15 protein-coding genes are annotated in these 19,919 nt (G+C 73.8%); 6 read left to right on the top strand and 9 right to left on the bottom strand.

The features are described 5' to 3' along the window. Nucleotides 1–222: 222 nt before the first annotated feature. Complete coding sequence (locus ACFYZL_RS02195) at nt 223–831, top strand: hypothetical protein (RefSeq protein ID WP_388675296.1); 609 nt, start codon at nt 223–225, stop codon at nt 829–831. Nucleotides 832–948: 117 nt separating this feature from the next. On the opposite strand, the gene purH is transcribed toward ACFYZL_RS02195, so the two are convergent. Continuing rightward, entirely contained in the window at nt 949–2,544 is a 1,596-nt protein-coding gene (gene purH / locus ACFYZL_RS02190; protein WP_384757693.1) for a bifunctional phosphoribosylaminoimidazolecarboxamide formyltransferase/IMP cyclohydrolase, read from the bottom strand. Next, a complete protein-coding gene (purN, locus tag ACFYZL_RS02185) occupies nt 2,541–3,164 on the bottom strand; it encodes a phosphoribosylglycinamide formyltransferase (protein WP_384595429.1) in 624 nt (207 codons plus the stop codon). The genes purH and purN overlap by 4 nt, the downstream gene beginning before the upstream one ends. Nucleotides 3,165–3,386: 222 nt before the next feature. On the opposite strand from purN, the gene ACFYZL_RS02180 reads away from it, so the two are divergent. Beyond that, complete coding sequence (locus ACFYZL_RS02180) at nt 3,387–4,019, top strand: hypothetical protein (protein WP_384757696.1); 633 nt, start codon at nt 3,387–3,389, stop codon at nt 4,017–4,019. Between the two features lie 147 nt (nt 4,020–4,166). On the opposite strand, the gene ACFYZL_RS02175 is transcribed toward ACFYZL_RS02180, so the two are convergent. Beyond that, on the bottom strand, nt 4,167–5,786 hold the full coding sequence (locus ACFYZL_RS02175; RefSeq protein ID WP_388675291.1) for a DUF6350 family protein: 1,620 nt from the start codon (nt 5,784–5,786) through the stop codon (nt 4,167–4,169). A gap of 119 nt (nt 5,787–5,905) precedes the next feature. On the opposite strand from ACFYZL_RS02175, the gene ACFYZL_RS02170 reads away from it, so the two are divergent. Next, nucleotides 5,906–7,630 (top strand): helix-turn-helix domain-containing protein, encoded by a 1,725-nt coding sequence (locus ACFYZL_RS02170; RefSeq protein WP_388675288.1) that lies wholly within the window; start codon nt 5,906–5,908, stop codon nt 7,628–7,630. A gap of 87 nt (nt 7,631–7,717) precedes the next feature. Here ACFYZL_RS02170 and sucD read toward each other — a convergent pair whose 3' ends face one another. The 5 genes from sucD to ACFYZL_RS02145 all read right to left on the bottom strand — a co-directional run bounded on the left by sucD (nt 7,718) and on the right by ACFYZL_RS02145 (nt 14,829). Beyond that, the gene (sucD, locus tag ACFYZL_RS02165) at nt 7,718–8,608 is read right to left on the bottom strand and encodes a succinate--CoA ligase subunit alpha (RefSeq protein WP_030710487.1); all 891 of its coding nucleotides are present in this window, start codon (nt 8,606–8,608) and stop codon (nt 7,718–7,720) included. 21 nt (nt 8,609–8,629) lie between these two features. Beyond that, nucleotides 8,630–9,808, bottom strand: a complete 1,179-nt coding sequence (gene sucC / locus ACFYZL_RS02160) for an ADP-forming succinate--CoA ligase subunit beta (RefSeq protein WP_362598192.1) — start codon at nt 9,806–9,808, stop codon at nt 8,630–8,632. 279 nt (nt 9,809–10,087) lie between these two features. Next, nucleotides 10,088–11,275, bottom strand: a complete 1,188-nt coding sequence (locus ACFYZL_RS02155; RefSeq protein ID WP_388675284.1) for a VWA domain-containing protein — start codon at nt 11,273–11,275, stop codon at nt 10,088–10,090. A 174-nt stretch (nt 11,276–11,449) separates the two neighbouring features. After that, nucleotides 11,450–13,726: a DUF5682 family protein gene (locus ACFYZL_RS02150; protein ID WP_384757590.1), complete on the bottom strand. Its 2,277-nt coding sequence runs from the start codon at nt 13,724–13,726 to the stop codon at nt 11,450–11,452. After that, nucleotides 13,723–14,829 carry an AAA family ATPase gene (locus ACFYZL_RS02145; RefSeq protein ID WP_388675282.1) on the bottom strand — a complete coding sequence of 369 codons (1,107 nt, stop codon included), beginning with the start codon at nt 14,827–14,829 and terminating at the stop codon, nt 13,723–13,725. The genes ACFYZL_RS02150 and ACFYZL_RS02145 overlap by 4 nt, the downstream gene beginning before the upstream one ends. Before the next feature lie 134 nt (nt 14,830–14,963). Here ACFYZL_RS02145 and ACFYZL_RS02140 point away from each other — a divergent pair, with 134 nt between their 5' ends. Both ACFYZL_RS02140 and ACFYZL_RS02135 read left to right on the top strand, forming a co-directional pair. Next, nucleotides 14,964–16,307 carry an SWIM zinc finger family protein gene (locus tag ACFYZL_RS02140; RefSeq protein ID WP_384757584.1) on the top strand — a complete coding sequence of 448 codons (1,344 nt, stop codon included), beginning with the start codon at nt 14,964–14,966 and terminating at the stop codon, nt 16,305–16,307. Between the two features lie 268 nt (nt 16,308–16,575). Beyond that, nucleotides 16,576–18,162 (top strand): DUF5691 domain-containing protein, encoded by a 1,587-nt coding sequence (locus ACFYZL_RS02135; RefSeq protein ID WP_388675280.1) that lies wholly within the window; start codon nt 16,576–16,578, stop codon nt 18,160–18,162. Nucleotides 18,163–18,410: 248 nt separating this feature from the next. On the opposite strand, the gene ACFYZL_RS02130 is transcribed toward ACFYZL_RS02135, so the two are convergent. Further along, nucleotides 18,411–18,812 carry a cobalamin B12-binding domain-containing protein gene (locus ACFYZL_RS02130; RefSeq protein WP_384584705.1) on the bottom strand — a complete coding sequence of 134 codons (402 nt, stop codon included), beginning with the start codon at nt 18,810–18,812 and terminating at the stop codon, nt 18,411–18,413. A 182-nt stretch (nt 18,813–18,994) separates the two neighbouring features. Between ACFYZL_RS02130 and ACFYZL_RS02125 the strand changes: the two genes are divergently transcribed. Continuing rightward, nucleotides 18,995–19,777: an esterase/lipase family protein gene (locus ACFYZL_RS02125; protein ID WP_388675277.1), complete on the top strand. Its 783-nt coding sequence runs from the start codon at nt 18,995–18,997 to the stop codon at nt 19,775–19,777. The last annotated feature ends 142 nt before the right edge of the window (nt 19,778–19,919 follow it).

The raw sequence follows: 19,919 nt of genomic DNA, 5'->3' as shown, positions 1-19,919 counted from the left end.
TTCCAGTCACGGTGCCGGACGGGCGTTCGCCGCTGCACGCGGTTCATTGCACTTGCACAACAAGTGACGGGGCTGATTGCAACCAACTGGACAAGTACTTGCGTGTCCCACGACGATGCAAGGAAAGAGTGCCGCGGGCAGGGCCGGGGGGCGGACCGCAAGACGCAAGTTCCTCCGTGCGTTTGCCGTGCGTCCCCGCACTTCCACGGAGGAACACCCCAGATGAGCTTCGGCGACCCGAACAACCCGTACGGACAGCAGCCCCCGCAGGGCCAGCCCGGCTACGGCTACCCGCAGCAGGCCCCGCAGGGCGTCCCGCCGCAGGGCGGCTACGCCTACCCGCCGCAGGGTGCGCCCCAGGGCTACCCGGCGTACCCCGGCGGCCCCGGCGGCTACCCGGGCATGCCCATGGAAATGCCCGGTCTGGTGAAGACGGCGCGCGTGCTCCTCTTCGTCGTCGGCGGCCTCCAGATCATCATCGGCCTGCTCGCGTTCCTCGGCGGCGCGGCGCTGTCCAGCACGGACAGCGGCACGGCCGGTGACGTGGTCGGCGGTGTCGTGATCGCCCTCGGACTCTTCGCCCTCGCCCTCGGCGTGCTGGCCGTCGTCCTCGGCGCCAAGTACGGCAAGGGCGGCAACGGCGTCCGCATCACCTCGATCGTCTACGCGGCGCTGACGATCCTCGGCGGCATCATGAACTTCGCCAACACCTCCGCCAACGGCGGGGGCGGTGCGGCCGGCGGCGTGATCAGCCTCGCCATCGGCGGTCTCATCCTCGCGGCGATGGTCTCCGCGCCCGGCGCCGCCTGGTTCAAGCGCCCGCGCTACTGAGCCGCGCACGGCACGCACGGCACGCACGGCACGCACACGGCGAAGGCCGCGACCCGCAGCAATGCGGGTCGCGGCCTTCGCCGTTGTGGGACCGGGGCCGGAGCCCCGGTGCCGGCGTCAGTGGAAGAAGTGGCGGGTGCCGGTGAAGTACATCGTCACGCCGGCCTTCTTCGCGGCCTCGACGACCTGCTCGTCACGGACCGAACCACCCGGCTGGACCACGGCCTTGATGCCCGCGGCCGTCAGGATCTCCAGCCCGTCCGGGAAGGGGAAGAAGGCGTCGGAGGCGGCGTAGGAGCCCTGTGCGCGCTCGGCGCCCGCCCGCTCGACGGCGAGCTTCGCCGAGTCGACGCGGTTGACCTGGCCCATGCCGACGCCGACCGAGGCGCCGTCCTTGGCGAGCAGGATCGCGTTGGACTTGACGGCCCGGCAGGCCTTCCACGCGAAGGCCAGCTCGGCGAGCTCCTCGGCGGAGAGGGCGTCACCGGTGGCGAGCGTCCAGTTGGCCGGGTCGTCGCCCTCGGCCTGGAAGAGGTCGGACTGCTGGAGCAGCGCACCGCCGGAGATCGGCTTCAGGTCGCCCGGCTGGTGCGGGGTGCCGTCCACCTTGAGGACGCGGATGTTCTTCTTCTTCGCCAGGATCTCGACCGCGCCGTCCTCGTAGGCGGGGGCGGCGATGACCTCGGTGAAGATCTCCGCGACCTGCTCGGCGAGCTCGACGGTCACCGGGCGGTTGACGGCGATGACACCGCCGAAGGCCGACAGCGGGTCGCAGGCGTGCGCCTTGCGGTGGGCCGCGGCGACGCCCTCCCGGTCCACGGCGATGCCGCACGGGTTGGCGTGCTTGATGATCGCGACGCAGGGCTCTTCGTGGTCGTAGGCGGCGCGGCGGGCGGCCTCGGTGTCCACGTAGTTGTTGAAGGACATCTCCTTGCCGTGCAGCTGCTCGGCGTTGGCGAGACCGCCCGGCTGACCGTCCGTGTAGAGGGCGGCCGCCTGGTGCGGGTTCTCGCCGTAGCGGAGGGTCGACTTGCGCTCCCAGGCGCCCGCGAGGAACTCGGGCAGGACGGCGCCCTCTTCCGGCGCGTACGCGTTCGTGAACCAGGAGGCCACGGCGACGTCGTAGGCGGCGGTGTGCTGGAAGGCCTCGGCCGCGAGCCGCTTGCGGGCGGTGAGGTCGAAGCCGCCGCCCTGGGCGGCCGCGATGACGTCGGCGTAGCGGGCCGGGCTGGTGACGACCGCGACCGACGGGTGGTTCTTGGCGGCGGCGCGGACCATCGACGGACCGCCGATGTCGATCTGCTCCACGCACTCGTCCGGGGTGGCACCCGACTGGACGGTGGCCAGGAAGGGGTAGAGGTTGACGACCACCAGGTCGAAGGGCTCCACGCCCAGCTCGGCGAGCTGGTTGCGGTGGTCCTCCAGGCGCAGGTCCGCGAGGATGCCGGCGTGCACGCGCGGGTGCAGGGTCTTGACGCGGCCGTCGAGGCACTCGGGGAAGCCGGTGAGCTCCTCGACCTTGGTGACGGGCACCCCGGCGGCGGCGATCTTCGAGGCGGTGGAGCCGGTGGAGACGAGCGAGACGCCCGCCTCGTGCAGGCCGCGGGCCAGGTCTTCCAGTCCCGTCTTGTCGTAGACGCTGATGAGCGCACGCCTGATCGGCCGCTGGTTCGTGGTCGGGTCGTTGCTCGCTGCGGTGTCTGCGGCGGTCACTGGATCGTTACCTTTCGTCCCTCAATGCGGTAGCCGTGCCGGGCCAGGCGCCCCACGACGTCGACGAGCAGCTGGCGCTCGACTTCCTTGATGCGCTCATGGAGAGCGGCTTCGTCGTCCTCGTCCCGCACCTCGACCACACCTTGGGCGATGATCGGACCGGTGTCCACGCCGCCGTCCACGAAGTGGACCGTGCAGCCGGTGACCTTCGCTCCGTAGGCGAGCGCGTCCCGTACGCCGTGCGCACCGGGGAAGGCGGGGAGGAGGGCGGGGTGGGTGTTGATGAACCGGCCGCCGAAGCGGTCGATGAACGTCTTGCCCACGATCTTCATGAACCCGGCGGACACGACGAGGTCCGGGGCGTACGCGTCGGTCGCCGCGGTGAGGGCGACGTCCCACTCCTCGCGGCTCCCGTAGGCCTTGACCGGGCACACGAAGGTGGGGATCCCGGCCTTCTCGGCCCGCTCCAGGCCCGCGATGTTCTCTCGGTCGGCCCCCACGGCGACGACTTCGGCACCGAAGCCCTCGGGTCCGCCGGGGTGGGCGTCGATGGCGTCGAGCAGGGCCTGGAGGTTGGTGCCGGAACCGGAGACCAGCACGACCAGGCGGGAGGCGGCCATGGGAGGCCCTTTCTCGCGGAATTGCGGTGTTCGTCTTGTGCGGTCATACGAAACTTCGGGGTACCGATATACGGGGAACCATACGAAGCCACCGACCGCCTGCAACGATACCGGCACACCGGACGGCCCCCGAGGGACGGGGGGACGGCCGGGCGGTAGCGTCAGGCGTACACGCCTCGACGTCGCCCTGACGTCCTTGACACAGGGGAAGAAACGCACCCGATGCCGGACCGCCGCCAGCCCGACTCCTCCACCCCCTCCACCCCTTCCTCCCCCGACTCCCCCTCCACGGACGACAACCCGTTCGCGGCTCCGCCGGAGGGTCGGCCGGACCAGCCGTGGCAGCCGCGCGCGGGTGCCGACGGCGGACCGGGCCGGGGGTCCGGGGAGGACCCGGGGAACGCGGACGGCCAGGGAGGCCCGGCCCGCTGGGACCCGACGGACCCGATCCAGCGGCGCGCGCGGTACGCGCTGCTGGCCGGCATGTGGGGCTTCTTCTTCGGGATCTTCGGCATCCCGTCGGTCGGCCTCCTGCTGGGCGCGCTGGCCCTCTACTGGGGCATCAGCGCCCTGCGCGGCCGCCCGGCCCAGGCGGCCGGCCCGGACCGGCCCGAGCAGCCCGGCGGCCTGGCGGCCCTGGGCGCGGCGGCCCGCCCGCAGCGCACGGCGGCGGTGAGCGGCCTGATCACGGCTTCACTGGCGATCCTGCTGTCGATGAGCTCGTACGCGGTGCAGCTGGCGTACAAGGACTTCTACGTCTGCCGGGACGACGCCCTCACCCAGTCCGCGGAACTCCAGTGCAACACCCTCCTCCCGAACAACGTGGTGGGCGACATCCTGAAGGTCCGCCAGTAGCCTCGCGGCGCACCACCCGCCCGCGATCCGGCCCGACCGGCACATCCGGCACGTACAGCCCGGGCCGGCACATACAGCCCCGCCGGCACATACAGCCCCGCCGGCGTTTGAGGCGCGGGGTCCGGGGCGGAGCCCCCGGCAGTGGCGCTATGCCGACGGCTTCCGCCGGGCCAACACCCGCGCCCCCACCACCGGCGGCGCCAACGGCGGCTCCGGCGCAGCCACCGGCACGGGCGGCGCAGCCACCGGCACCGTGAGCTCCGGCCCGACGGCGGACACCACGGTCAACGCCCGAGCCGGGACGGCAGCGGCAGGGGCCGGAGCGGGGGCCGGCGCCGGGGCCGGGGCCTCGACGGGAGCGGGCGGCGCCGAGATGTCCGGGATCAAACCACCGGCGGCAGCCCTCAACGCCTCCCACCGAAGCTCCCGCACGCCACTGTCGTGCCACCCGCCCTCTCCGTCCCCGCCGCCGTCCATCCGGCCCAGCGCGAGCGCAACCGGCCGGTTGCGCCACGCGTGCACCGCCACCGCGACCACCACCCCCGGCAGGGTCCACGCGAAGGCCGCCGCCCCCACCGCCCACCACACCGGCCCGAACTCCGCCAACTGCCGCGACCCCATCGGTCCCGACGCGGCAGCGGCCAGCCCGGTCATCACCAGCCCGCACACCACCGCACCCAGCGCCGCCGTGAGCGCCGTCTCCCCGCACGAGACCTCGCGCGCCCGGCGTACCGCGAACCACCCCACCGCCAGCCCGGCCGCCACCGGCACCCCGACCGCCGCCCAGGTCAGCGGGGTCCCGGGCCCTTCGGGCGGAAGCGCGGCGAGCAACGGGAACCTCGGCAGCGAGGGCGACCCGGCGAAGCCGAGCGGAGTGGCGGTCGCGCCGGCGCCGAGGGCGAAGCCGGGGCCGAGCGCGTAGGCCGCCCCCCAGACCATCGCGTTGGGGATCAGCGCGAGCGCCAGCAACAGCACGGCGAACCGCCCCGACCACACCCCGGTCAGCGCCAGGAACGACCCTTGCGCCTCGGCTCCGTGCCACGCGAGCGAGACGCCGACCAGCAGCGCCCCGCCGCCCAGCAGCACCAGGGCCCCGCCCGCCCCTGCACGGAGCGCGAGCGCGTACCGGGGGCGCGCGACAGCCCTCCGTACGCCCTCCGGAAGCCAGGTCGGCAGCGGTCCGTCCGGACGCCCCCGGGCGGCCCACACCCCGCCGGCCGCCGCGAGCACGGCGACCAGCGGCACGTGCCACGCGGCGCTGAGCGGGTCGGCCGGCATCGGCCCCCCGGCGGCGTACACCGTGGCGAGGGCGCCGACCGCGAGGTAGCCGCAGAGCACGGCCGAGAAGACGGCGCCGGCGGGCAGCACCTCCTCGCCGCCGCCCTCGCCGCCCTCCTCACCGCCGTCATCGGACCCGCTCCCCAGCCGGGCGGCACGCCGCATCAGCAGCACGGGCAGCGCCACGAGCAGCAGCGGGGTCACCCCGACGGGCGCGGGCACACCGGACAGGGTGTCGTACCGCACCAACTCCGTACCGTGCGCGAGCAGCCACAGTCCCGCGGCGAGGTGGAGGGCCCCGCCGGGGCCGCTGTCGGGGTAGGGGGAGCTGATCCACAGGACGATGACGAGCACGGCGAGGAAGCCGAGCCCGAGCCCGGCCGCCACGGCGCCGCCCATCACGCATGCGGCGGCGGCCGGCGAGCGGCGCCGCCGGCCGGCTCGCGGGGCCGTCCGCAACGGGGTCCCGCGTTCGGTCACTTGGGTCACCCCGCCATGGTGCCTTCGACACGCGCTATGAGTGCGTAACAGGCGAATGCCCGTGGTGTCGCTCAATATACGTTTATGTACTTTTTCGCCCAGACCGGTCAGATCGCGGGGAGTACGGCATGACACAAAGCGTCGATACGACCTCCGCATCCGACGCGGAGCGGGGCCTCCCGTCCCCGAAGGAGCGCCGCAGACTGCGCGAAGCGGCGGAGCTGACGCACGATGAGGTCGCGGCGGCGGTGGGCGTCACCCCGACCACGGTCCGCTCCTGGGAATCCGGCCGCACGGCCCCGCGCGGCCGCAAACTGGATGTGTACGCGCGCTTTCTGACCCGCCTGCGGACCCGGGCCGAGCCGACGGGCACGCGCACGGACGCGCCTGCGGGGCCGCAACCGGCGGAGCCCCCCGCCACGGGGGGCGAGGCCGCACCGGGCAGGGCCGCCGCCCCCGCGGGCACCCCGGCGGAGCCGGAGGCGGCCGCGCCCGCCGAAGCCGCCCCCCACCCCCGCGACGCTGACGCCGACTCACCCGACACCCCGTCACCCGCGTCGCACGCGCCGGGAGCCGTACGGGCCTTCGCCGATGCCGGGACCCGGCCCGAGGCCACCGTCGCGCGGGCCGCGAAGCCACCCGTCGGGGCGGCCCGCGACAACGCCGAGCACCCGCTGCCGGCCGCGGTCGGCGCCCACCCGCCGCCCCCCACCGGGGCGCCGTCATCCGGAACCACCGAACCCACCGCCGCCGCCAGGCCCGACGGGCAACCGTCACCGCCGGGGACCCGGACGACACCGGGGCCGACCGGGAGCGACGCGCCAACCACCCCGGCCCCGGCCGCAGCCCAGCCGGCCCACGCCGACACTCCGCAGGCCACCACGGCGCCCGACCCCCATCCGGCACCGGCAGCGGCAGCGGCAGCGGCAGGAGCACCGGCGGCCGGGTCCGCAGGGCCCCCTGGGCCGGCCCCCGCAGCCGCGCCGCTGACCACCGCCGAGCCCGAGCAGCAGCCCGACCGAGCGACGCCGCAGGCGACACGGCTGCCCGTCGACGACTTCGACGCCCTGCACGCCCACGCCGCGGCCGCCCTCACCCGGCAGGCGTACCTCCTCACCGGGCGCCGGGGCCTCGCCCTGGAGGCCGTCGACCGTGCCTTCCAGCAGGCCTGGGACCGCTGGCCCGAGGTCGCGACCGACCCGGACCCGGTGGGCTGGGTGCGCGCGGCCGCGTACGAGTACGCGCTCTCGCCCTGGCACCAGCTCCGCCGCGCCCACCGCCATCCCGACAAGCCCCCGGCCGAGCCCGCCGACCGGATCCTCCTCGACGCCATGCTCGCGCTGCCCACCAACCACCGCCGCACCGTGCTGCTCTACGACGGCGTGGGACTCGACCTGCCCGACACCGCCGCCGAGACGGAGGCCAGCACCCCCACCGCCGGCAACCGACTGCTGCACGCGCACGCCACGCTCGCCGCGCGGATCCCCGCGCTGGCCGCCGCGGCGCCCGAGAAGCAGTCCGCGCTGCTGCGCGACCGCTTCACCGCGCTCACTCCGGCCGTGGCGCTCGAACCGCGGCCCGCCGCCGCGGCACGGGCCCATGCCGAGCGGCGCGCCCGGCGGCGGACGCGCGCCGTGGTCGGACTGGCCGCGGTGATCGCCGTGGCCACCGCGTACACGACCGCGACCGCGCCCACCAAGTACGAGCCTCCGAACGCCCCCGGGGCGAGCGTCTCCGGCGTGCCCCCGCACAGCGGGCCCCAGCAACTCACGGAGGCGAGCAAGGCCCTGCACGACAAGCTGCGCTCGGACCCGGCGGCCGGTCCGGCCAGGATCGCCCCGAAGACCGAATGAGCAGCGACTGAGGGGCGTAAGGAAAAGGGCGTGGCCCGCACCCCCCGAGGGGTGCGGGCCACGCCCTTGCGTCCGTACGCGGACTGCTTACTGAGCGGCGTTCAGGATCTCGCGCGCCAGCTTCGCGGTCTCGGTCGGCGTCTTGCCGACCTTCACGCCCGCGGCCTCGAGAGCCTCCTTCTTGGCCTGTGCGGTGCCAGAAGAACCGGAGACGATGGCGCCGGCGTGGCCCATGGTCTTGCCCTCGGGGGCGGTGAAGCCCGCGACGTAACCGACGACCGGCTTGGTGACGTTCTTCGCGATGAAGTCCGCCGCACGCTCCTCGGCGTCGCCGCCGATCTCGCCGATCATGACGATGAGCTCGGTCTCCGGGTCGGCCTCGAAGGCCTCCAGGGCGTCGATGTGCGTGGTGCCGATGACCGGGTCGCCACCGATGCCGACGGCGGAGGTGAAGCCGATGTCGCGCAGCTCGTACATCATCTGGTAGGTCAGCGTGCCGGACTTGGACACGAGACCGATCTTGCCGGGCTTGGTGATGTCGCCCGGGATGATGCCGGCGTTGGACTGGCCGGGGGTGATCAGACCCGGGCAGTTCGGGCCGATGATGCGGGTCTTGTTGCCCTTGGCGGTCGCGTACGCCCAGAAGGCGGCGGAGTCGTGCACCGCGATGCCCTCGGTGATGACGACGGCCAGCGGGATCTCCGCGTCGATCGCCTCGACGACGGCGGCCTTGGCGAAGGCCGGCGGGACGAAGAGGACGGAGACGTTGGCGCCCGTCTTCTCCATCGCCTCGGCGACGGAACCGAAGACCGGGACCTCGGTGCCGTCGAAGTCGACGGTCGTGCCGGCCTTGCGCGGGTTCACGCCGCCGACGATGTTGGTGCCGTCAGCCAGCATCAGCTTGGTGTGCTTCATGCCCGTGGCACCGGTCATGCCCTGGACGATGACCTTGCTGTCCTTGTTGAGGAAGATAGCCATGTGAGTCTGTGACCTCTGCCCTTACTTCGCAGCCGCGAGCTCGGCGGCCTTGTCGGCCGCGCCGTCCATGGTGTCCACGCGCTGCACCAGCGGGTGGTTGGCGTCCGAGAGGATCTTGCGACCCAGCTCGGCGTTGTTGCCGTCGAGACGGACGACGAGCGGCTTGGTGACCGCCTCGCCCTTCTCCTCCAGCAGGGCCAGCGCCTGGACGATGCCGTTGGCGACCTCGTCGCACGCGGTGATGCCACCGAAGACGTTGACGAAGACGGACTTGACGTCCGGGTCGCCGAGGATGATCTCGAGACCGTTGGCCATGACGGCGGCGGAGGCGCCACCGCCGATGTCCAGGAAGTTGGCGGGCTTGACGCCGCCGTGGTTCTCACCGGCGTACGCGACGACGTCGAGGGTGCTCATGACGAGACCCGCGCCGTTGCCGATGATGCCGACCTCACCGTCGAGCTTGACGTAGTTGAGGTTCTTCGCCTTGGCGGCGGCCTCGAGCGGGTTCGCGGCCGCGTGGTCCACGAACTCCTCGTGGCCCGGCTGGCGGAACTCGGCGTTCTCGTCGAGCGAGACCTTGCCGTCGAGGGCGATGACGTCGCCGGAGGCGACCTTCGCGAGCGGGTTGACCTCGACGAGGAGCGCGTCCTCGGCGATGAAGGTCTTCCACAGGGTCACGAGGACCTCGGCGACCTTCTCGGCGACCTCGGCCGGGAACTGCGCCAGCGCGACGATCTCGCGGGCCTTCTCGATGGTCACGCCCTCGTTGGCGTTCACCGGGACCTTGGCGAGCTTCTCGGGGGTCTCCTCGGCGACCTGCTCGATGTCCATGCCGCCCGCGACCGAGGCCATGGCCAGGAAGGTGCGGTTGGTGCGGTCCAGCAGGTACGAGACGTAGTACTCCTCGAGGATCTCGGGAGCGGTCTCGGCGATCATCACCTTGTGGACCGTGTGGCCCTTGATGTCCATGCCCAGGATGTCCGTCGCGCGGGCGACGGCCTCGTCCGGGGTGGCGGCGAGCTTCACGCCACCGGCCTTGCCGCGGCCGCCGACCTTCACCTGCGCCTTGACGACCGACTTGCCGCCCAGCCGCTCGGTGGCCTCGCGAGCCGCCTCAGGCGTGTCGATGACTTCACCGGCCAGCACCGGTACACCGTGCTTGGCGAAGAGGTCCCTCGCCTGGTACTCGAACAGGTCCACGCGCGTCCGTCCCTTGTCTTCAAAGATTCGCAGTGATTCGCGGTTTGTCTGCTATCTGCGTGGGCGTGCCGCGGAGGGCAACGTGACGGCGCTGTCACAAGGAAGGCGCACACGGTGACCGTGGACGCGGCATGTCCGTCCCGCAGGTTATCCCCGTGGGACGTAGGACCCTAAATCGCAGATCACACCTGAGCGGTGATTCCTCTCACAGATCGCCTCACGGTTGAACTGGAAGTTCGTGCGATCTACCGATTCACAGGGTGGCGCTGTCCGGGCCCGTCATGGCATGGGCAGGGGCCTCTTCTCCAGCGCCGCGGCCATGACATCGGGGAACAGGTCCGGGGTGCAGGCGAAGGCCGGAGCGCCGAGCGCGGCGAGGGCGGCGGCGTGCTCGTGGTCGTAGGCCGGGGCGCCCTCGTCGGACAGCGCGAGGAGGGTGACGAACTCGACCCCCGCCGCCTTCATCGCGGCGACCCGCTTCAGCATCTCGTTGCGTATGCCGCCCTCGTAGAGATCGCTGATCAGGACGACGACGGTGTCGGCGGGTCGGGTGATCTTCGACTGGCAGTAGGCCAGGGCCCGGTTGATGTCGGTGCCGCCGCCCAGCTGGGTGCCGAAGAGGACGTCCACGGGGTCGTCGAGCTGATCGGTCAGGTCCACCACTGCCGTGTCGAAGACGACCAGCCGCGTCGCGATCGACCGCATGGAGGCGAGCACCGCGCCGAAGACCGAGGCGTAGACGACCGAGGCCGCCATGGAACCCGACTGGTCGATGCAGAGGATCACCTCCTTCTTCACCGATTGCGCCGCCCGGCCGTAGCCGACGAGCCGCTCGGGGACCACGGTCCGGTACTCGGGCAGGTAGTTCTTCAGATTCGCCCGGATGGTCCGGTCCCAGTCGATGTCGTGGTGCCGGGGCCGACTGATGCGGGCGGACCGGTCGAGGGCTCCGGTCAGCGTGGCCCGCGTGCGCGCCGCGAGCTTCTTCTCCAGCTGTTCGACCACCTTGCGGACCACGGCCCGCGCCGTCTCCTTCGTGGTCTCGGGCATCGCCTTGTTCAGCGAGAGCAGGGTGCCGACCAGATGCACGTCGGGCTCGACGGCCTCCAGCATCTCCGGCTCCAGCAGCAGGGCGGACAGGCCGAGCCGCTCGATCGCGTCGCGCTGCATGACCTGGACCACCGAGGCGGGGAAGTACGTACGGATGTCCCCGAGCCAGCGGGCCACGTTCGGCGCGGAGCCCCCGAGCCCGGCCGACCGCTCCCCGGCGCCCTTCCGACCCGTCCCCGTCCCTCCCCCGTACAGCGCACCGAGCGCGGCATCCATCGCCGCGTCCCGCCCGCCCAGGACGCACCCGGTCCCGTCCCCCTCACCCCCGCCGAGCACCATCCGCCACCGCCGCAACCGCTCGCCTCCGGCGGTGTCGGCGCCGACACCGGCCACGGCCTGGCTCTCAGTCCTGCTCATCCGTCCATCCCCCTGCACTCGTCGTATCGACCGCACGTCACAGCCGGCCCTTCTCCGGGCCGTCTCCCACGCCCGACGCGCAATCCGGCCCCGCCGGGAACATCCAGCCCCGCCGGCGTTTGAGGCGCGGGGTCCGGGGCGGAGCCCCGGCAACGGCGCCGCACCGGCCGGCCTTCAAGCCGCCGCACCGGCCAGCAGCATCCGCACCACGTCCACGACCGCATCCGCCCGAACGGGGTCCAGCTCGGGCGCGAAACCCTCCGGCGCCGCGCCGACGGAACGGACACCGCCCGGCCGCCCGCCAGGGCCCCGGCGGACCAGCTCCCCCAACGTCCGTTTCACCCCCGGCTCGTACGCCCCGAACGTCCGCCTCAGCAGCGGCAGTACGTCGGTGAACGCGCGCTCCGGGACCCCCACCAGCCAGCTGTCGATCAGGCCCAGCAGCCGCTCGTCGTGGACGAGCAGGGTGCCGCCGCCCGAACTCCCGCCCGCGAAGCCCTCGATCCAGCCCGCCGCGTCGGCCGGGTCGGCGGCCGGCGACAGGGCGAGCCCCATCAGCCGGGCCGTCTCCTCGGCCGGCAGCCGCCCGTCGTCGAGCAGCAGCCGGGCCGCCCGGCCGCGGATCACGCCGGGCACGGCGTCCCTCTCGGCCAGCTTCCGCAGGACCGCGGCCCAGCGCTCGCGCAGCCCCTCCTCCGCGTCGGCCAGCAGCCCGACCGCGCCGTGCACCCCGTCCACGTGGCCCCGCAGCTCCGCCGCGGCGTCCGCGTCCAAACCGGCCGCGCACGCCGACGGGAGAGCCACGCATATGCGTTCCGCGAGGCCGGTCGCCACCGTGGCGAGGGCCGCCGCGTCGGTGCCCCGGACGTCCCCGTACCTCAGCGAACGGGCCAGTGCCGGCAGGGCCTTGGCGAGCCGTGCCACGTCGGTGTCCAGCGCGGCCCGGTCCGCCAGGGCCCGCAGCACGGCGGGCAGCGCCTCGGAGAGCCCGGCGAGCAGGCACTGCTCCGCGAGCGCGGTGACCTCCCCGAGCTCCTCCGCCGCGGCCGCCTCCGCCTCGGCCTTGGCGGTGGCCGCGGCCAGGACGGTGGTGCCCCATATGCCCGCCTCGGCGACGCGCACCGACAACTCCGGCTCCCAGCGCAGCCGCCAGGTCTCCCGGAAGGTCCCGGTGCTGCTCCGGGAGGCGGTCGGTCTGCCCCATTCGATCCCGAGCAGCCGCAGCCGGTGCAGCAGCAGCGACTTCGCGGTGTCGGTGTCCTTGCGGAGGTCCAGTTCCAGCTCGCGGTCGGTCGCCTCGACCTTGAGCCGCAGCGAGCGCTGCTGCCGGGTCAGGTCGCGCTGGAGCGGTACGACGGGAGCCCCGTCGGGGACCTCGCCGAGCACGTCGCCGACCACCAGCCGGTCCTCGATGAGCGCGAGCGGCACGTCGGAGCCGTCGCACATCACCGCCCGGACGGCCTCCAGCGTCTCCGTCAGACCCGGCAGCGGCCTCCCCCGCATCGCGGCCAGCGTCTGCGCCAGCCGGACCGCCTCGATCACGTGCGCCGAGGAGACCTGCCGGTCCTCCTCCCGCAGCAGGCCCGCGACCTTGGTCAGCCACCGCTCCACGGGCCGGTCCCGGGCCGCGAAGAGGTGCGCGTACCAGCCGGGCGAGGTGATGCCCGCTCCGTACCCGCCGGCCCGGGCGAGCCTGCGATGGGTCCAGGGCACCCACGTGGTCTCCACCTTGACCTTGGGCAGTCCCGCCAGCAGCGCCTTGTCCGCGGCGACGGTGGTCTTCGCCCGCAGTGCCGGGACGTGCCAGGCCCCGCACACCACCGCGTACCCGTCGCCGAACTCCCGGCGGGCGGCCCGCATCCGCTGCCGCATGTGGGCCTCGCGCACCAGGTCCCGGGCGTCGACTCCGTCGCCGGCGGCCCCGCGCAGGACGTCCATGGCCTCGCCGAGGGCCTCGAACGCGTCCAGGGCGTCGGCCGCACCGGCTCCCCGGTGTTCGACGACGTCCTCCCACCAGCGCTCGGGGTCGTCGTACCCGGCGGTCTCGGCCAGCACGGCGAGGGGGTCCATCCGTGCGGACGGCTCGCATTCCCCCGCCGTCCGCTCTTCCTCCTCCCCTCGGGCGAGCGCGTACGCGGCCGGCAGGTCCATGAACCGCACCGGTACGCCGGACTCCTGCGCCCAGCGGATGGCGACCCATTCCGGGGAGAACTCGGCCAGCGGCCAGAACGCGGCCCGGCCGGGGTCGTCGGCGGCGTGCGCGAGCAGCGCCACGGGCGGCCTCATGCCCGGGTCGGCGGCGAGCGCGAGGAGTGCGTCCCCCTCGGGCGGGCCCTCGACCAGGACGGCCGCCGGCCGGGCCGCCTCCAGGGCGGCCCGCACCGCGCGGGCCGATCCCGGCCCGTGGTGCCGCACCCCCAGGAGCAGGGGGCCCTTCGGGCTCGGACTCATACCGTCACCTCCCGGCAGGCGCGGTAGAAGTCCTTCCAGCCGTCGCGCTCGCGGACCACCGCCTCCAGGTACTCCTGCCAGACGACCTTGTCGGCGGCCGGGTCGCGGACGACGGCGCCGAGGATCCCGGCGGCCACGTCGGAGGGACGCAGCACGCCGTCCCCGAAGTGCGCGGCGAGGGCCAGGCCGCCGGTGACGACGGAGATGGCCTCGGCGGTGGACAGGGTGCCGCTGGGGGACTTCACCTTGGTGCGGCCGTCGTCGGTGACGCCGTCGCGCAGCTCGCGGAAGACGGTGACGACGCGGCGGATCTCCTCGAGGCCCTCGGGCGCGGCCGGCAGGTCCAGGGCGCGGCCCATCTGGTCGACGCGCCGGGCGACGATGTCGACCTCGGCGTCGGCCGTGGCGGGCAGCGGCAGGACCACGGTGTTGAAGCGGCGGCGCAGCGCGCTGGAGAGCTCGTTGACGCCCCGGTCGCGGTCGTTCGCGGTGGCGATGAGGTTGAACCCGCGCACGGCTTGGACCTCTTCGCCGAGTTCCGGTATCGGGAGCGTCTTCTCGGACAGGACGGTGATGAGGGTGTCCTGGACGTCGGCGGGGATGCGGGTGAGCTCCTCGACCCGGGCGGTCATGCCCTCGGCCATGGCCCGCATGACGGGGCTGGGGACGAGTGCTTCGCGGCTGGGGCCGTGGGCCAGGAGGCGGGCGTAGTTCCAGCCGTACCGGATGGCCTCCTCGGGGGTTCCGGCGGTGCCCTGGACGAGGAGGGTGGAGTCGCCGCTGACGGCGGCCGCGAGGTGTTCGGACACCCAGGTCTTGGCGGTGCCGGGGACCCCGAGCAGGAGCAGGGCGCGGTCGGTCGCGAGGGTGGTGACGGCGACTTCGACGATCCGGCGGGGCCCCACGTACTTGGGCGTGATGACCGTGCCGTCCGCGAGCGTGCCGCCCTGCAGGTAGGTGGCGACGGCCCACGGGGAGAGCTTCCAGCGGGCCGGGCGGGGCCGGTCGTCGACCGCTGCCAGGGCTTTCAGTTCGTGTGCGAAGGCGTCTTCTGCGTGCGGTCGCAGCGCCTCGGCTCCGCGGGTGTCCTCGTACTCGGTCATGGTCCCCCTCCAATGCTCGGCAGCCGCTCCCGACTGCTGGATCCAAGGTGCACCACGCCACTGACAACGGGCCTCACTGGAAGCGTTGTTGCAGGTCAGAGCGATTGTCAGTGGCGGTCTCTACGGTTGTTCCCATGACTGAGCAGGGGGTCCGCTGGACGGCGGAACAGGTACTGGCTCTGGCGCCTGACGACGCCTCACGCAAGGCGGGAAGCAGACTCGGCGGGGCGGGGCCGTGGTCGCAGATCGGAGGTTCCGCTTCCGGTTCTGTGTGGGGGTTGTGCAAGGGCAGCGGAAGCACGCCGTACCAGACGGTCGTGGACCTGACGGGACCCGCGTACAAGTGCTCGTGTCCGAGCCGGAAGTTCCCGTGCAAGCACGCGCTGGGGCTGCTGCTGCTCTGGTCGGCCGAGGGGGCGGGCGAGCCCGGGGAGGCTCCCGAGTGGGCCGCCCGGTGGCTGGCGGACCGGGCGGCGAAGGCCGCGCGTCCCGCCGCCGGCGCGGGTGGTCCGGTGGACGCGGAGGGGGCGCGGAAGCGGGCCGAGCGACGGGCGGCCCGGATCGGTGCGGGCGTCACCGAGTTGGAGCAGCGGCTGGCCGATCTCCTGCGCGGCGGTCTCGCGGGTCAGGAGCAGGCCGGTTACGGGGCCTGGGAGGAGACGGCGGCCCGGATGGTGGACGCCCAGGCACCCGGACTGGCGGGGCGGGTACGGGAGTTGGGGACGATACCCAGTTGCGGCCCCGGCTGGCCCGCCCGGATGCTGGAGGAGGCGGCGCTGCTGCACCTGCTGGACCGGGCCTGGCTCGGGGTGGCGGGGCTGCCCGATCAACTGGCCGCGACGGTGCGCAGCCGGGTGGGACTGCCGGCCTCCGGGGAGGGGGAGGCCGTACGGGACCGCTGGCTGGTGCTGGCCCAGTACGACTCGGTGTCACCGGACGGCCGGCTCACCACCCGCCGGATATGGCTGCGCGGGACGGGGAGCGGGCGGCCCGCCCTGGTGCTGGACTTCGGACCGCCCGGGCGGCCACCGGGGCCGGCCCTGCCGGTGGGGCTGGTGCTGGAGGCGGAGATCCGCTTCCGGCCCGGGTCCGCGGGGTTGCGGGGGGACCTCGGGGAGAGGTTCGCGGCGGCCGTGCCGTGCACGGAGGTTCCGGCCGGCGTGAGTACGGGGGCGGCACTGGAGGCGTACGGGGCGGCACTGCGGGACGACCCGTGGCTGGAGTCCTGGCCCGTGGTGCTCGGTCCGGTGGTCCCGATACCGGGAGAACTGGGCTGGCAACTGGCGGATGCGGAGGGAACCTCCGCCCTGCCGGTGCCCCTCACGGGTGCGGGCAGCCGCTCCCGCGGGGGCCTGTGGCAGCTGGCCGCGCTGTCGGGCGGGGGCCCGGTGACGGTGTTCGGCGAATGCGGCCATCGGGGCTTCACCCCGCTGACGGCCTGGCAGCCGGGCTCACCGGAGCCGGTCGCCCTGGCCTGAGCGGGCAGGAAGGAACAACACACATCACCGGGGGCCTGGGGGGTTCTGTGTCCTCTTACGACGACTACGGGAAGTACGCGGCGGCGCGGGGGCGTCGGCGCGAGGTGACGAGGAGCCGGGGGGCTTGCATGAACGACAACCACGCCAGCTGAGCACGGCCGACCGGGTCGGCCGGATCCGACCGGGGCAGGGACCGCTCCGGTCCCGCGGAGGGGGCGGGACCGGAGCGCGGGACACGGAGCGGGAAGAGGCAAGAGGGAGGGGCGCGATGGACAAGGTCGACGAGGGGTACGGGGAGTGGGAGGAGCTGGTCGGGGCCGCCCTGCTGGGCACCGACCGGCGCCGGGGCAGGGGTCCGGCCGGCTCGCCGGAGGCGCTGCTGGACGCGGCGGCCGTGCACGCCGTACGCCGGCGGGCCGGGCTGCGACCGGCCGAGGCGGGCCCGCGCCCGGAGCCCGCGCCGCGGGACCCGCGTCCGGCACCGCCGGAGGCGGCACGGCGGAGGCTCGCGCAGCTGCTGGCGGGCCGTTCGGGCGCGGCGGGCGGCGGCGGGCGGCGGGGGGCCGCTCCGGATCTGACGGAGCTGCTGCCCCAGTGGCTGGCGGCCGCCCGGCGGCACGGCTACCGCTCACCGGCCGCGCTGCTCCCCGCACTTCTGGACGCGGCCCGGGCCCGTACGGACCTGCGGCCGCACGCCCTGGCGCTGGCCGGGGTGCGGGGGCTGTGGCTGGCCCGGCTGAATCCCGACTGGCGGTTCGCCCTGCGGGGCGGGACCGGTGGTGCCGGGGAGCTGCCGGATCCGACGGATACGGCCGGGGTGGAACAGTTGTGGCAGGAGGGGCTGTTCGCGGAGCGGGTGGCGCTGCTGGGCGCCGTACGGGAGACCGATGCGGAGGCCGCGCGTCATCTGCTGGAGACGACCTGGAGCACCGAGCGGGCCGAGGACCGGCTGATGTTCCTCGACTCGCTGAGGGTGGGGCTGTCGGACGGGGACGAGCCGTTCCTGGAGGCGGCCCTCGGCGACCGCAGCCGCAATGTCCGCGCGACGGCCGCCGAACTTCTGTCGGCGCTGCCGCACTCGGCGCTGGCGGGGCGGATGGCGGAGCGCGCCCTGGCCTGTGTCGGCCCCGAGGGGGTGACCCCGCCGGCCGAGTGCGACGCGGGGATGCTCCATGACGGGGTGGTCAAGCGGCCGCCCGCCGGCCGCGGGGAGCGGGCGTGGTGGCTCGGCCAGTTGGTGGAGGCGGCGCCGCTGTCCTGCTGGCGGGAGCGGTTCGGGGGTCTCGGCCCGGCGGAGATAGTGGCGCTGCCGGTCGCCGAGGGCGAGGGCTGGACGGAGGAACTGCACGCGGCGTGGTGCCGGGCGGCGGTGCGCCAGCGCGATGCGGACTGGTCGCGGGCCCTGCTCGGCGCGCCGTCCGCGCCGCCGGCGGCCGGCCCGGGCACGGCCTCGCTGGCCGAGCGGGCGAAGCTGCTGTCGGTCCTGACGGACGGGGAGCGGGCGGACTGGGTCGCGGAGTTCATACGCGCCCACGGGCTCTCCGAGGCGTTCCAACTGCTCGGGGTGTGCGTGGTGCCGTGGGCGGGGGCTCTGGGGCGGGCGGTCGTGGACGCGCTGGACACGGCTCGGGAAGCGGGCAGCTACCCGTGGAGCTTCAGCGGGGTGATGGGGCTCGCCGAGCGCTGCCTCGATCCCGCGGAGGCCTCGCGGCTGGAGGCGCTGACCGCCGCCGTGGCGGAGCCGGAGGATGCGGTGCCGGGTGCTGCCGCGTATTGGGCCGAGGCGTTCCAGCGGCTGGTGGCCACGCTTCGGCTGCGTGACGCCATGCTCATGGAACTGGCCCCGGCCGCCTGACCCCTCCCGGGGCGGGTGCGGGACGGGTCCGGTGCGGCTCAAGGGCCTGGGGGCTCCGCCCCGGACCCCGCGCCTCACACGGCGGCGAGGCTGGATTTTGCCGGCGTCAGCACGCATGTTCGCGGCAGCTCTTGCGCTCGCGGCGGCTGGACTGCCCGCAGGGCAATCCAGCCCCGCCGGCGTTTGAGGCACGGGGGTTCGGGGGCGGAGCCCCCGACAACGGCGCCGCACCCCGCCGGACCGCGGAGCTACTGGCGGACGTTCGCTCGGACCCAGTCCACGATGGCGGTGGTCGTCGCGCCCGGGGTGAAGATCTCGGCCACGCCCTTGTCCTTGAGCGGAGGGATGTCCGCCTCCGGGATGATGCCGCCGCCGAAGACCTTGATGTCCTCCGCGTCGCGCTCCTTGAGCAGTTCGAGGACGCGGGCGAACAGCGTGTTGTGGGCGCCGGAGAGGATCGAGAGGCCGATCGCGTCGGCGTCCTCCTGGATCGCGGTGTCCACGATCTGCTCGGGGGTCTGGTGCAGGCCCGTGTAGATGACCTCCATGCCCGCGTCCCGCAGGGCCCGCGCGATCACCTTGGCCCCGCGGTCGTGGCCGTCGAGACCCGGCTTGGCCACCACCACACGGATCGGACCGGTCACACCCATCGCACTGCCTCCCGAGTGAACGAACGTTAAGTACAGCATCGCGCACGCCACCGTTTCACGGTCAACCACGAGGGGGAAATCACACGTGGGACGGCATCGCGCCACCGTGCCGCCAGCCGCACGGCACGGTGGCGCTTCCGGCCGCGGTCCCAGAGGCTCAGGGGAGGCCAGGGGAGGCCGCGATGGGGCTGTCCATATCCGTGTCGATACCCGCGTCCGGCGCCGCGCTGCGGGCCGGCGCGCTCGAGGTGGTCGTGCTCGGCGGACACCTTCTCCTCTATCCCACCGGAGTCTGCCAGGAGAGGACCGCCCCCGACCCGGCTTCGGTGCGGCCGCCCGTACTGCTCCTCCACGGCTTCACCGACAACCGCTCCGTCTTCGTCCTGCTGCGCCGCGCCCTCGGGGCCGGCGGGTTGCGGCACGTGGAGGCGTACAACTACTCGCCCTTCACCCGCGACCTGCGCGTCACGGCCCGCCACCTCGCCCGGCGCGTGGAAGAGCTGTGCGCGCGCACCGGGCACGACCGGGTGGAGATCGTGGGGCACAGCCTGGGCGGGTTGGTCGGCCGGTACTACGTCCAGCGCCTCGGCGGCGACGCCCGCGTCCGCACGCTCGTCACGCTCGGCACCCCGCACTCCGGCACGGCGGTCGCCCCCTTCATGGACGCGCACCCGCTGGTGCGGCAGATGCGGCCCGACTCCGAGGTGCTGGCCGAACTGGCCCTGCCCGCGCCCGGCTGCACCACGCGATGCGTCGCGTTCTGGAGCGAGTTCGACGCGTTGATGGCCCCCGTCGGGACGGCCAGGATCGACCATCCCGATCTGCGCGTGGAGAACGTCGAGGTCACCGGCATCGGGCACCTCGCGCTGCCAGCGCACCCCACCGTGATCGCCGCGGTCCGGCGGGCCCTCGACGGCCCCGGCCCGATGGCCGTCGAGGGCTCCGGAGCCGCTTCCGTCGCATAGCCACCAGGCGACTTCAAGTCGAACGAATTTCGAACTCAAGGCCAAGGGTGCGTCTTTCGGCGACCGAAAGGCGGCCGAATGCCCGGTTCCGGCGATGCGAAAACCCTCCGAAGATTGTCGATGCCAGTAACCGCCGGGTACA

Origin of the sequence: Streptomyces sp. NPDC001717, assembly GCF_042892775.1 — a bacterium.
In the GTDB taxonomy this organism is placed as follows: domain Bacteria; phylum Actinomycetota; class Actinomycetes; order Streptomycetales; family Streptomycetaceae; genus Streptomyces.
Note: the sequence above shows the minus strand (reverse complement) of the source record. Positions and strands in the feature narration are given on the sequence as shown.

What these genes read in the sequence shown, in the direction of transcription:
- ACFYZL_RS02125 (WP_388675277.1), top strand. Translation starts at nt 18,995, where the DNA reads ATGGGGCTGTCCATATCCGTGTCGATACCCGCGTCCGGCGCCGCGCTG.
- ACFYZL_RS02130 (WP_384584705.1), bottom strand. Translation starts at nt 18,812, where the DNA reads ATGGGTGTGACCGGTCCGATCCGTGTGGTGGTGGCCAAGCCGGGTCTC.
- ACFYZL_RS02155 (WP_388675284.1), bottom strand. Translation starts at nt 11,275, where the DNA reads ATGAGCAGGACTGAGAGCCAGGCCGTGGCCGGTGTCGGCGCCGACACC.
- ACFYZL_RS02145 (WP_388675282.1), bottom strand. Translation starts at nt 14,829, where the DNA reads ATGACCGAGTACGAGGACACCCGCGGAGCCGAGGCGCTGCGACCGCAC.
- ACFYZL_RS02195 (WP_388675296.1), top strand. Translation starts at nt 223, where the DNA reads ATGAGCTTCGGCGACCCGAACAACCCGTACGGACAGCAGCCCCCGCAG.
- purN (WP_384595429.1), bottom strand. Translation starts at nt 3,164, where the DNA reads ATGGCCGCCTCCCGCCTGGTCGTGCTGGTCTCCGGTTCCGGCACCAAC.
- sucD (WP_030710487.1), bottom strand. Translation starts at nt 8,608, where the DNA reads ATGGCTATCTTCCTCAACAAGGACAGCAAGGTCATCGTCCAGGGCATG.
- ACFYZL_RS02170 (WP_388675288.1), top strand. Translation starts at nt 5,906, where the DNA reads ATGACACAAAGCGTCGATACGACCTCCGCATCCGACGCGGAGCGGGGC.
- ACFYZL_RS02140 (WP_384757584.1), top strand. Translation starts at nt 14,964, where the DNA reads ATGACTGAGCAGGGGGTCCGCTGGACGGCGGAACAGGTACTGGCTCTG.
- ACFYZL_RS02135 (WP_388675280.1), top strand. Translation starts at nt 16,576, where the DNA reads ATGGACAAGGTCGACGAGGGGTACGGGGAGTGGGAGGAGCTGGTCGGG.
- ACFYZL_RS02150 (WP_384757590.1), bottom strand. Translation starts at nt 13,726, where the DNA reads ATGAGTCCGAGCCCGAAGGGCCCCCTGCTCCTGGGGGTGCGGCACCAC.
- ACFYZL_RS02180 (WP_384757696.1), top strand. Translation starts at nt 3,387, where the DNA reads ATGCCGGACCGCCGCCAGCCCGACTCCTCCACCCCCTCCACCCCTTCC.